Raw genomic sequence first — 12795 nt, forward strand, 5'->3', positions numbered from 1 at the left:
ACCGTTATCATGTGCGCGATGAGTGCTTCGCCTTCCTTCCCCATTACGCCGCTGCTCCCCGAGATCGGCGCTTCGCTCGCCGCGCATCCACGCCTCGTGCTGGAGGCGCCTCCGGGTGCCGGCAAGACCACGCAGATGCCGCTCGCCTTGCTGGGGCAGCCGTGGCTGGGCGATGGCAAGATTCTGGTGCTCGAGCCGCGGCGTATCGCGGCGCGCGCCGCCGCGCAATTCATGGCGCAGCAGCGGGGCGAGGAGATCGGGCAGACGGTCGGCTATCGCATCCGCTTCGAAGCGAAGGTGAGCAAGGCCACGCGCATCGAAGTGGTGACCGAAGGCATCCTCACCCGCCTCATCCAGGACGATCCCGAACTCAGCGGCATCGGTGCGATCCTGTTCGACGAATTCCACGAGCGGCATCTTGCCGGAGATCTCGGTGCTGCGCTCGCGCTCGACGTCCAGGGCACCCTGCGCCCGGACCTGCGCATCGTGGTGATGTCCGCCACGCTCGATGGCGAGCGCATCGCGCAATGGCTCGATGCGCCGCGTATCAGCAGTCCCGGCCGCAGCTTTCCCGTGCAGGTGGAATACCCACCCGCGCGCGTGCAGGAAAGCATCGAACATCACCTCGCGCGCATCGCGCGGCAGGCATTGCAGGACAACGCCGGCGATGTGCTCGCCTTCCTGCCGGGGCGTCGCGAGATCGCGCGGGCGCAGGCCGTGCTCGAATCCTCGCTCGACGACCACGTGGAAGTGGTCGCCCTGCATGGCGAGCTGTCGCTTGCCGAGCAGCAGGCCGCGTTGAGTCCGGCCGAACCGGGCATGCGGCGCGTGGTGCTCGCCACCAATGTCGCCGAGTCCAGCGTGACCTTGCCTGGCATTCGTGCGGTGGTGGACAGCGGACTCGCACGCGAGCCCCGCTTCGATCCCAATTCGGGCTTCACGCGGCTGGAAACGGTGAACATCTCGCAGGCTTCCGCCGACCAGCGCGCCGGTCGAGCCGGCCGCGTCGCCGAAGGCACCGCGTACCGGTTGTGGGCGCAAAGCAAACGGCTGGATCCATCGCGTACCGCGGAGATCGTCCAGGCCGAACTCTCCGGCCTCGCGCTTGAGCTCGCCGCCTGGGGCATCACGGCCGGCAGTGGCAGTGATTTGCCGTGGCTGGATGCGCCTCCCGCTGGCGCGATGGCGCAGGCGCGCGATCTGCTGACGCAACTCGGCGCGCTGGCTGCCGATGGACGCATCACCGCGCTGGGGCGCGAGATGCTGGAACTGGGAGCGACGCCGCGCCTCGGCGCTGCGGCATTGCGTGCCGCAGCCGAGTTGCGCGCCCTGGTGGCCGATCTGCTTGCCCTGATGGAGGCGCGCTCGCCGCTGCGTGGCGAGCACGCGCGCAGCGATGATTTCCGCGCGCGCGTCAACGCGCTCCATGCGTGGCGTGATCGCCACACGGCCGGTGCGCGCACCGGTGCCGATGCGGGCGCGCTGGCGGCGATCGAGCAGGCCAGCAAAGGGTGGCGCCGCCGTCTCGACGTGCGCAGCGCCGCCAGCGGCGTGCCCGACAGTCACGCGGTGGGCGATCTGTTGCTGCATGCATTTCCCGATCGCGTGGCTCGCCGCGACGACAACAACCCGCTGCGCTATACGCTTGCCAACGGTCGCGGCGCGCGGTTGCACGAGAGCACGGCATTGCTGGGCGAGCCGTGGCTCGTGGCGCTGGATCTGCGCTTCGAAGCGCGCGACAGCCTGATCCTGGCTGCCGCTCCGCTCGATCTCCGCGTGCTGGAGCGCGACTATCCCGCGCAGTTCCGGCGCGAGCGGGTATTGCGCTGGAACGACGAGCGCAATGCAGTGGAAGCCTTCGAGGAGCAGCGCTACGCCGCCATCGTGCTCGAACGGCGCAGCGTCCCGGTGAAGCCGGAAGACGCCTTGCCCGCGCTGCTTGCCGCCGTGCGTGCGAAGGGCATCGATGCCCTTCCATGGAGTGAGAACGCGCGGCGCCTGCGCGCGCGCATGCAAGCGCTGCGTGCGTGGGTGCCGGAGCTTGGTTTGCCCGATGTATCCGACGCTGCGCTACTCGCAACACTCGATGAGTGGCTCGCGCCGTATCTCAATGGCAAGCGCAGCCTTGCGGCGCTTGCCGCGGATGAACTCTCGCAGGCGTTGGGCAGCCTGTTCGACTATGAGCAGCGCCGCCAACTCGATGCCCAGGTGCCGGAAAGCCTCACCGTGCCCAGCGGCATGAGCCGCCGGCTGGAATACGCGGAGGGCGAACCACCGGTGCTCGCGGTGAAGCTGCAGGAGCTGTTTGGCCTGGCCGATACGCCACGCGTCGCCCATGGCCGTATTCCCGTCACGCTGCACCTGCTGTCACCGGCAGGGCGTCCCATCCAGGTCACGCAGGACCTGAAGGGTTTCTGGGAGCGCACGTATCCCGAAGTGAAGAAGGAACTGAAGGGTCGCTACCCGCGCCATCCGTGGCCGGATGATCCCTGGACGGCGGCGCCCACCCATCGTGCCAAGCCGCGCGGTACCTGAGCGTCATCCCACGAGGGCCGCCGCGTTTCAAAGAAGAAAGCCCGGCGGATGCCGGGCTTTTCGCTCTTGTCGCGATGTATTGAGTCGATCTGCGCGATCAATCTCCATCATCGTCGCGATCACCACCATAAGGCGAGCCATAGACGACGGTGCGCGGCTCGACCGGCGCGCTTTCATAGACCACCGTCCGAGGCTGCTCGTATACCACCGTGGTCGGTTGGCGATAGACCACCGGCGGATCCTGGTAGACCACGGTCGCTTGCTGCGCGTAGTACGTCGGCGCCGTGGCGGCCTGCACCAGCCCGATCACCGCACCCGCCACGACGGCACCGGCGATCCACTTGCCACCACTCCAGTGTCCGTCGTGATGCCCGTAGTCACCGTGCCAGCCACCACGGTCGCCATGCCAGCCGCCGCGGTCGTGGTAACCGCCGTGATCCCAGCCGCGGCGGTTGCCGTCGTCGTGCCCCCAGCCATCATGGGCCGACGCGACCATGGGTGCCGCCAGCATGGCGGTGACCGCAAGACCCATCAGTACTCGACCGCCCATCACGCACTTGCTCATGACACGTACCTCCGTTGGTTCGGTGCCGATGCTCGACGTGCGGCGCTTAATGCGTACTGAAAGAAATCCGACTCGTCGTGACTCCAGTTACATCGCAGCAAGCTGTCCCATGACGGGCTAAGGCGATGCTAAGGTGAGCTGTCCGGCAAGCAGGTCATCGACCACGATCCAGGGAGGAGCAAGCATGCGGGAACACCATCGTCTTCTGGCTGCGGGCAAGGCTGTTCTGGTGTTGCTGGTATTGATGGCGGCGTTGTCCGTGCGTGACATCGGCGCTGCAGTCGGCATTCGGATTCCTGGACTGCCGTTGTCGTCCTTTGGCGGTTCGAGCATGGACAACTTGCTGGCCGTGCTGCTCGCGGTGCTGGCTGCTCTCGCACTAAGGCCCAGGGATGGTCGAATCCGTCTTGCAGGCTTGCTCGGGTTGGGCGCACCCGGCTGGCGCGCGCCATGCCTCGTGTTGCTGAGCACGGCGCCCTTCTGGATCAGCAGCGCGATCTCGGGAAGGATTTCCGCCGACCTCGACCTGCGAGCGCTGCTGTTTACCGCGTTGCTGTTTCCCCTGGCCGAAGAGCTGGTTTTCCGCGGTTTCGGTTTCATCTTTCCACGTCGTGCCTTGGGATGGTCCGTGCTGCCGGCCTGCCTGGTCCAGGCGTTCTGTTTCGGCGCGATCCACTGGCTGGGGCTGCGTGGCAGTGACGAGGCGATCACGGTGTTCTGCATGACGTTCCTCGGCGGCATCGTCTTTGCCATGCTCGATGCGCTGAATGGCTACACGTTGTGGTGCGGCCTGGCGTTCCACTGTTCGCTCAATGCCGCGTGGAGCGTGTTCGATCTCTCCGGCGCAAGCGGCGGCTGGGGCTGGATCAACAACCTGCTGCGCTTCGCATGTGCCATCGTCGCCGTGCTGGTGCTCTGGCGTACCAAGGCAAAGCGGGAGGCGGTGCAGATGGGGCGAGCCGAGGCTGCCTGACCGGATCATTGCAGCGGGCGTTGCAACCTTTCTGTCATCCGGAGCATCACAGTTGGCGCACTGGCAAGTCGTTTCAACGCGTGTAGACTCCCTTGATCACCAGCGTCACCGGCTTCGCCGCGAGCGTTTCTGGTTCGCGTGCACAGTCGACACCGAGCGTTCCCTCTCACAGCGAGGTGCTCCATGTTGCTGCGATGTGTTGCATTCCTGGCCCTGTTCGCATGGGCCATGCCGGGAGCGGCGCTGACGCCTGCCTCCACGACTGAAGGCACTGCCGTCAAAGCGGATACGCCGAAAACCACGTCTGCCGGCACGCAGTTCGTCGTGCCTTCCGAGTGGACGATGCATGCCAGCGGCAACAAGGTCATCCTCGAGCCACCGGAATCAGGCTCGCGGGCGGTGCTGGTGGACGTGCAGGCCCCCGATGCGGATGCGGCCATCGCCCAGGCGTGGAAAGCCTATGCGCCTGCAAAGTCGTGGCCACTCGAGGTGGCCACCGATAGCGCGCCGCGCGACAACTGGGATCAGGTGCGCGTCTACAGCTATGAGACCTCGGCGAACGACAAGCGCTTCGTCACGGCCATCGCTTTCCGGCACGACAAGCAGTTCACCGTGCTGATCTACGACATGGCCATTGCCGTGGGCGAAAAGCGCGGCTCGCAGCTACGCGCCATTTCGGACCGCCTGCTGCCCAAGGGCTACAAGCGCGAGAGCTTCGCAGGCAGGAAGGCCCATCCACTCGATGCCGAGCGCATCGAGACCCTGAAGACCTTCGTCGACAACGCACGCAAGGCCTATGACGTGCCTGGCGTGGCCCTCGGCCTGATCGATCACGGCAAGGTGGTGTTCTCCGGCGGGTTGGGTGTGCGCGAGATCGGCAGACCCGAGCCGATCGACAGCGACACGCTGTTCATGATCGCCTCCAACACCAAGGCGCTGACCACGCTGATGCTCGCGCGGCTGGTGGACCAGAAGAAGTTCGACTGGGACACGCCGGTGGTGCAGGTGATGCCCTCCTTCAAGCTGGGCGATGCCGAGACGACCAGGCAGGTGCTGATCCGCCATCTGATCTGCGCATGCACCGGCATGCCCCGGCAGGACATGGAGTGGGTGCTCAATAGCCGCAACGCGTCACCGGAGACCGTGATGAAGTCGCTCGCCGGCATGCAGCCCACGAGCAAGTTCGGCCAACTGTTCCAGTACTCCAACCTGATGGCTGCGGCCGCCGGTTACATGGGCGCCCATGTGCTCTATCCCGACATGGAGCTGGGTGCGGCCTACGACCTGGCGATGCAGAAGCAGGTGTTCGATCCGCTCGACATGCGCCAGACCACCTTCGACTACGATCGCGCGCTGCTCGGCAACCACGCCACGCCACATGGCCTGGATGTGGACGGCCATACGGCGGTGGCCGGCATGGGCATCAACGACTCCATCCGTCCGGCACGGCCGGCAGGCGCAGCATGGAGCGCGGTGAGCGACATGCTGCGTTACGTGCAGATGGAACTGGCCGAAGGCCTGCTTCCCGACGGCTCGCGCTACGTATCGAAGGAAGCCTTGCTGGAACGCCGCAAGCCGAACGTCGCGCTGGGCACCACGGCGACTTACGGCATGGGCCTGATCGTCGACAACACCTGGGGCGTGCCGGTAGTACATCACGGGGGCGACCTTGCCGGCTTCCATTCCGACATGATCTGGCTGCCGCAGCAGGGCGTGGGTGCGGTTATCCTCACCAATGCGGATGCCGGCGCCAGTATCCGCGGGCCGTTCCAGCGACGCCTGCTCGAGGTGCTGTTCGATGGCAAGCCCCTGGCGCAGGGGGATATCGATGCCGGCGTGAAACGGCTCAAGGCCGAGGTGGCAGTCGAGCGCAAGCGCCTCACCGTACCGGCGGATGCCGCAACCGCATCGCAACTGGCCGCCAACTATCGCAATCCCGCCGTCGGCAGCATCCAGGTGTCGCATGACGGCAAGGCGACGATATTCAACTTCGGTGCGTGGCATAGCGAGATGGCATCGCGCAAGAACGACGATGGCTCGCTGTCCTTTGTCACCATCTCGCCCGGATCGGACGGGTTCGAGTTCGTGGTGTCGGGCACGCCGGACAACCGCAAGCTGGTCCTGCGCGATGGCCAGCATGAATACGTCTACGACGAGGTGAAGTGACCATGTTTCCGTTGGCAAGCATCGATCGCCGCACGATGGTGGGCCTGATGGCGTTGTCCCTGTTGAGCGCATGCGCGACAGCCGACACGTTCCATGCACCCGGCGTCGAGGTGGCATCCACCTCGACGCACACCTACCAGTGCGAGGGCGGCAAATCGCTTACCGTCACCTACTGGAACAGCCAGGCGGGACAGAGCTTCGCCCTGCTTCCCGTGGACGGAAAGCCGATGCTGTTCGTCGACACGATCGCCGCCTCGGGCGTGAAGTACATGGCAGGGCGCTATACGTGGTGGACCAAGGGCGAGCGCGGCGATTTGTACGACGCCATGGCCGGAGCAAATGCCGCACCTGTCACGGCAGCGTGCACGGCGAAGTAGGCAAATGCGGCGTTTGATACGTGATGCAGGTTGTCGATGCATCTTCACCATCGTGAATGATGCTGCGTCGCATGATGACGCGGCAATTTCTCTCGATCATTCTTTGCGCGCACTCAGGAACCGATGACTTCGAGCTGGCCGCTTACTGGCTGGCGTAAGATCTTGCGTTTCGTGCCCAGCTGCGCGGGGGCGCAGCTTCCAATACAAACAATATGGGGAAGGGAATGAGCTACCGTCGCTTACCGCAGGTGCGGATTTTGCGTTCCGATCTTGGCCGCCGCCGCCCGTTGTCCGTTGCCTGTGCCGCTCTGTTCGCGCTCACCACGATGAGCATGGTCCACGCCCAGGACGCGCAGAACCCGACCACCAGCAATCCGCAGGAAGCCAAACCGGCTACCAACAAGAAGCCAGCCGCGAACAACAAGCCCGCGGCCAACGATCAGCAGGCGGCGCCCGCCTCCAAGCGATCGGAAGACAATGCGCAGAACCTCGACGCGATCGTGGTCACCGGCATCGCCGGAAGCATCCAGAATTCGCTGAAGACCAAAGAGAGTTCGGACGACATCGTCGAGGCGATTTCCGCCGAGGACATCGGCAAGCTGCCGGACGCGAGCATCGCTGAAAGCCTCTCGCGCCTGCCCGGCCTGGCGACGCAGCGCGCGGATGGCCGTGCGAACCTCATCTCCATTCGCGGTTTGTCGCCTGACTTCGCGGGCACCACGTTGAATGGTCGCGAACAGGCTACCGTGGGTGAAAACCGCGGCGTGGAATACGACCAGTACCCGGCCGAGCTGATGACCGGTGCCGTGGTCTACAAGACGCCGGATGCGAGCCTGATCGGCCAGGGCCTGTCGGGCACGGTCGACCTGCACACCATCAAGCCGCTGGACCTGCCCGGTCGTGCGATGGCCGCCAACGTGCGTGGCGAGTACAACACCAACGGCAAGCTCAATCCGGGCAGTGGTGTCGGTGACATGGGGCACCGTGTCAGCTTCTCGTACATCGACCAGTTCTTTGATCACACGCTGGGTCTTGCCGTGGGCTTTGCACAGCTCGATTCGCCGATCCAGGAGAAGCAGTACCAGGCCTGGTGGTGGAGCCTCGACAACGGCCCGGGCAGCATCGAGGACGCGTGGGGCGGCCCGCATACGCCGGGCATGCCCAATGGCGTGCTCTCGCAGCAGGGCATGCAGCTGCGTGCGCAGTCCGAAAGCCAGTTGCGCAACGGCTTGATGGCCGTGCTGGAGTGGGCGCCGAACGATGCCTATCACTCCACGCTGGACATGTACTACTCCACGTTCAACCAGGAGAAGTACACCAACGGCGCGCAGTGGGCCAGCGGTCCGTATGACAACGCCGGCCCCGCCGTTTACAGCAACGTGGGCTACGTGCCGTCGCAGCCGTACCCCGTCGTCACTACCGGCACCATGAGCAACATCGTCCCGATCCTCGAGAACGACTACAACAAGGAAAAGGACAAGCTGTTCTCGGTGGGCTGGAACAACCAGTACGACTTCGGCAGCGGCTGGCAGGGCATGGCCGACCTTTCGTACTCGACGGCGAAGGTGAATCTGCACGACGCCTATCTGTTCAGCGGTCTCGCCAATGGCGCCACCACCACGGTGAATTTCGCCACGCCGCTCAACTTCGGCTTCCCGAACTTCAGGACGGATGCGAGTCTCTCCGATCCTGCCTCGGTCGTATTCACCGATCCGGACAACTACGGCTACAACGGCCGCGAGGAATACGACAAGCAGAAGGACACCATCAAGGCCATCCGCCTGCAGATATCCCACCCGGTCGGATGGATCTTCAGCACGTTCGACCTGGGCATGGACTACTCCGACCGCAAGAAGGTCAAGTCGGCGGATGTTTATTTCGCGTGGCTCAACGGCAACGGCTCGGATGCGGGTACGTACGACCACACGATGGGCGTGCCGGTAAATCCGGCGTTCCTGCAGGGTCCGACCGACCTGGGCTACGGCGGCCTCGGCGGCATCCTCAACTACAACGTGCTCGCTGCGCTGTCGAACCAGTTCTATCTTACGCAGCGCAATGGTCAGTCCGACTGGAGTCGCAACTACTCTGTCGAAGAGAAGGTGCCGGTTGGCTACGTGAAGTTCAACATCGACACCGCGCTGGGCGATGTGCCGCTGCGCGGTAACGTGGGCGTGCAGTTCGTACACACCGACCAGTCGTCCGATGCCTACCAGACCAACGGCGACACGCTGGTGGGTACGCTCACCGGCGGCACCACCTACAACAACGTACTACCCAGCCTCAACCTGATCGCTGACCTCGGTGACCGCCAGTACCTGCGTTTTGGCCTCGCCAAGACCATGGCCCGTGGTCGTATCGATGACGAAAAGGTAGCCAGTTCTGCCGGCGTGTCCGAGGTGACCTCGGGTCCTGCCGCCGGACAGGTGCTGTGGTCCGGCAGCGGCGGCAACCCGCAGCTGAAGCCCTATGTCGCCGTGGGTGTCGACCTGTCGTGGGAAAAATACTTCGGCCAGTCCAGCTACGTATCCGCTGCGGTGTTCGGCAAGAACCTGCTCAACTACATCTATAACAAGACCGTGCTCGACTTCAATTTCGAGCAGGCCGGTTATATCAACGACAATCCGACGCTCACCCCAACCAGCCCCATCGGTGCATTCACCCGACCGGAGAACGGTACCGGTGGCAAGATGCAGGGCCTGGAACTGTCCGGTGCGATTGAAGGTGGCCTGCTTGCGCACGCACTCGAGGGCTTCGGTGCACAGGCCAACTTCTCGATCACCAACAGCAGCATTCCGGTGAGTTCGATTTCCTCCGTTCCGGGCGGTCCGGCCACGCTGCCGGGTCTCTCGCGCAAGGTGGCGAACCTGGCGTTGTACTACGAGAGGAACGGCTGGTCGGCACGTATCGCCGAGCGTTACCGCTCCTCCTACACCGGCGAGGCCATCGCGCTGTTCGACCAGCTCGGCTACATCCAGATCCTTCCGGAACTGGTCACCGACTTCCAGGCTGGCTATGCGTTCGCTGACGACGGCAAGTGGAAGGGCCTGTCGGTGCTGTTCCAGGTGAGCAACCTCAACAACGAGGCAGCCAAGACGAGGCAGATCTCCGGTCTTCCCAATAACGTGGAAGTGGGCAGTCCGCTCGACTACAACACCTGGGGCCGCACGGTATTGTTCGGGGTGAACTACAAGCTCTGAGTGCAATCCGGCGATAGGGACAAGGAATGAAAAGACAGGAAGTCGTCATGGCGATGGTGCTGGCGGGCGTGGTGTCGTCCGCCAGCGCGGAAACCAGGCAGCTGGTACCGACGGTCTACGAGGCCGGGCATTTCTACGCGACGCCGACGCTGCTTACAGGCCAGCGTCTGCGCCTGGTCGTCGATACCGGCGGAGGCGGTAGCCACGGCTGGTTCCTGCTTACGCGCAAGGCCGCTGCGCGCGTGGGTCTTGATGCTGACCGTTGCCGCTTGGGTGAAAGCGAGCTTGATGTCGTCAAGTCGATGACGTTTCGCAGCGGACAGGGCCTGCCGCGCTCGGAAGCAACGCCGTGCGATTCGATGGCGCTGTTGATTCCTGGCGGTGGGGCCATCGATGGAGAGGACGGCCAGCTGGGGGCAGGCTATCTGCCGGGCCACGTATGGACCTTTGACTATCCCGCCCGGAAGCTCTGGCTGGAGCCCGTGGACTGGAAGCCGGCGCATGGCCTGCATGCGGCGAGCCTGGGCTTTCCCCGCGATGAGCAAGGTCATCTGCAGATTGGATTTGCCCGCATCGCGTTGAACATTGCCGGGGAATCAATGGATTTCCTGCTCGATACCGGGGCGACGGCGCATCCGACCGAGGCCGGCAAGGTGTCCGCCGCGTCTGTGACCGAGCGAGGTGTCGGCGTAACGTCCTACGTCACCACCAAGGTATTCGACGGCTGGCACAGCGCGCATCCTGCATGGCGTGTCATCGAGCACGGCGACAGCCTGCCTGGCACCAAGCTCGACAGCCGACTCATCGAAGTGCCCGAGGTCGAGATGGCCGGCTGGCGCGTGGGCCCGGTGTGGTTCACGGAGCGCCCGGACGCCAACTTCTCCGAGCAGCCTGGCGGCATGTCGAGCTATATGGATCAGCCGGTGGTCGGTGCAGTGGGCGGCAATGTCTTCATGCACTTCACGATGACGATCGATTATCCGGATGCCAAGGCCTGGTTTGCGTGTGGCATGGGTTGCCGGCCAGCGGGTACGGCGGCGAAGTAATCGCCCTTTCACCCCGTGCGCGGACATGGGTATGCTCGGCCAAACCTTCCGAGGAGTTGGACCGTGCGCGAGCTGTATCCCGAAATCGAGCCCTATGCCACGCATCGACTCAAGGTCGATGACCTCCACGAGCTGCACATCGAGGAATGCGGCAACCCCGACGGTCTGCCGGTGGTGTTCCTGCACGGTGGCCCGGGTGCGGGCGTGTCGCCGTACCATCGGCGGTTCTTCGACCCTGCGCGATACCGCATCGTGCTGTTCGACCAGCGGGGCGCCGGACGCTCCACGCCGCACGCCGAGCTGCGCGACAACACCACGTGGCACCTGGTGTCCGACATCGAGGCGATCCGCGAACATTTCGGCATCGAGCGCTGGGTGGTGTTCGGTGGTTCGTGGGGTTCGACGCTGGCCCTGGCGTATGCGGAGACGCATCCTGAGCGCGTGCTTGGCCTCGTGCTGCGCGGCATCTTCCTCGGGCGCGACTACGAGCTTCGCTGGTTCAACGAGCGTGACGGTGGCGCGCAGTGGATCTTTCCGGAGCGGTGGGAGCGTTACCTCGCGTACATCCCCGAGAACGAACGCGACAACATGGTCGAGGCGTACTGGCGACGGCTCGACAGCGACGACGAGGCCGTGCGCTTCGCCGCCGCGATGGCATGGGGCAACTGGGAGGGAGGCAGCACCACGCTGGTCCACGATCCCGATGAGCCGGGCAACTTCGAGAATCCGCAGGCGGCGATCAGCGTGGCGCGCGCCGAAGCGCACTATTTCCGCCATGGCATTTTCCTGGAGCCGGACCAGCTGATGCGCGACCTCAGGCGCGTCCGCCATATCCCAGCCACCATCGTGCATGGCCGCTATGACATCATCTGTCCGGTGAAGTCGGCCTGCGACCTCGCGCGTGCCTGGCCCGAAGCGCATTTCCACATCGTGCTTGCCGGGCATAGCGCCGCCGATCCGGCGATCGTCGACCAGCTGGTGAGTGCGACGGACAACCTGGCAGACAGGTATTGCTGAGCGATTATCCGCGCGCGTTTCTTCACGAAGCGCGCGCGGGCGATTCGGTAAGACAGGCGGGTCGGCTCAGGGCAATCCCTGTCGCCGCCGCATTCGCCGTTCGGACCGGAATAGCACGAGGAGGCATGGCATGACCCACCGTGATGAGGGCATCGATACCGATGCCGCTCCGAGTGGTACGGGGTGCGCCGAATGCGTGAGCGCAGACGGATGGTGGCTGCATCTGCGTCGCTGCGCCCAGTGCGGCCATATCGGTTGCTGCGACAACTCTCCGCATCAGCACGCCACCAAGCATTTCCATGCCACCGGCCACGCCGTGATCCGCAGTTTCGAGCCGGGTGAAGACTGGTTCTACGATTTCCGCTCACGCCAGTTTTTTGATGGACCGGCGCTGCGCGCACCGCTCTCCCATCCGCTGGATCAACCGGTGCCTGGGCCGAAGGGCAAGGTGCCCGAGGACTGGCAGGATCTGCTGATGTAGCAGGCGCTGCCTGCGGCTCGGGTGATGTTGGCTGGTGTGCTGTCGGGCTTAGTCGTGCTCACTCCGGCTGCGCGTGGCCTCCTGTACGCCGCGTACGGCGGCGGCAATGACCAGGCCAGTCATCAGCAGTCCCACCAGCCCGAGCAGCAGCGCATCAATGCGTCCGAACGTCGTGGTGGGCACGACATCACCGTAACCGATAGTGAGCGCCGTAATGGCGCAGAAGTAAAACGTCTCGCCGGGTGGCGAAGCGGAGCGATCCGAGGTTTCGACCGGACCGCCGAAGTAGTACATGGCCGTAGAGAGGACGATGAACAACAAGACCTGCCCCAGCATGATCGCGCGCAGGTACCACAGCGTTCGTGCGAACTCCTCGAGCACATCGGCGGCCCTCAGATGAGTTCGAGCAGCTCTCGAAATCAGTGCCATGGCGGAAGT

General features: G+C 64.5%; 10 protein-coding genes. 8 read left to right on the forward strand and 2 right to left on the reverse strand.

The window, feature by feature from the left end; all coding sequences use genetic code 11:
- Positions 1-18: 18 nt before the first annotated feature.
- Entirely contained in the window at positions 19-2535 is a 2517-nt protein-coding gene (gene hrpB / locus EPB08_RS01300) for an ATP-dependent helicase HrpB (RefSeq protein WP_130617256.1), read from the forward strand.
- Between the two features lie 97 nt (positions 2536-2632).
- Here hrpB and EPB08_RS01305 read toward each other — a convergent pair whose 3' ends face one another.
- Positions 2633-3100, reverse strand: a complete 468-nt coding sequence (locus EPB08_RS01305; RefSeq protein WP_130617257.1) for a hypothetical protein — start codon at positions 3098-3100, stop codon at positions 2633-2635.
- A 184-nt stretch (positions 3101-3284) separates the two neighbouring features.
- Here EPB08_RS01305 and EPB08_RS01310 point away from each other — a divergent pair, with 184 nt between their 5' ends.
- From EPB08_RS01310 to EPB08_RS01340, 7 genes are all read left to right on the forward strand, one after another.
- Positions 3285-4073 (forward strand): CPBP family intramembrane glutamic endopeptidase, encoded by a 789-nt coding sequence (locus tag EPB08_RS01310; RefSeq protein WP_130617258.1) that lies wholly within the window; start codon positions 3285-3287, stop codon positions 4071-4073.
- Between the two features lie 183 nt (positions 4074-4256).
- Positions 4257-6239: a serine hydrolase domain-containing protein gene (locus tag EPB08_RS01315; protein WP_229238170.1), complete on the forward strand. Its 1983-nt coding sequence runs from the start codon at positions 4257-4259 to the stop codon at positions 6237-6239.
- A 2-nt stretch (positions 6240-6241) separates the two neighbouring features.
- Positions 6242-6616, forward strand: a complete 375-nt coding sequence (locus tag EPB08_RS01320; protein ID WP_205746251.1) for an MliC family protein — start codon at positions 6242-6244, stop codon at positions 6614-6616.
- A 224-nt stretch (positions 6617-6840) separates the two neighbouring features.
- A complete protein-coding gene (locus tag EPB08_RS01325; RefSeq protein WP_130617259.1) occupies positions 6841-9813 on the forward strand; it encodes a TonB-dependent receptor in 2973 nt (990 codons plus the stop codon).
- A 26-nt stretch (positions 9814-9839) separates the two neighbouring features.
- Positions 9840-10859: a hypothetical protein gene (locus tag EPB08_RS01330; RefSeq protein ID WP_229238171.1), complete on the forward strand. Its 1020-nt coding sequence runs from the start codon at positions 9840-9842 to the stop codon at positions 10857-10859.
- A 63-nt stretch (positions 10860-10922) separates the two neighbouring features.
- Positions 10923-11876, forward strand: a complete 954-nt coding sequence (gene pip, locus EPB08_RS01335) for a prolyl aminopeptidase (protein ID WP_130617260.1) — start codon at positions 10923-10925, stop codon at positions 11874-11876.
- A 130-nt stretch (positions 11877-12006) separates the two neighbouring features.
- Positions 12007-12357 (forward strand): UBP-type zinc finger domain-containing protein, encoded by a 351-nt coding sequence (locus EPB08_RS01340; RefSeq protein WP_130617261.1) that lies wholly within the window; start codon positions 12007-12009, stop codon positions 12355-12357.
- 48 nt (positions 12358-12405) lie between these two features.
- Here the strand turns inward: EPB08_RS01340 and EPB08_RS01345 are convergent, their stop codons facing one another.
- The gene (locus EPB08_RS01345; protein WP_130617262.1) at positions 12406-12786 is read right to left on the reverse strand and encodes a potassium channel family protein; all 381 of its coding nucleotides are present in this window, start codon (positions 12784-12786) and stop codon (positions 12406-12408) included.
- Positions 12787-12795 lie beyond the last annotated feature (9 nt).

The sequence above is a fragment of the Dyella amyloliquefaciens genome (assembly GCF_004296575.1).
GTDB classification, from domain to species: domain Bacteria; phylum Pseudomonadota; class Gammaproteobacteria; order Xanthomonadales; family Rhodanobacteraceae; genus Dyella; species Dyella amyloliquefaciens.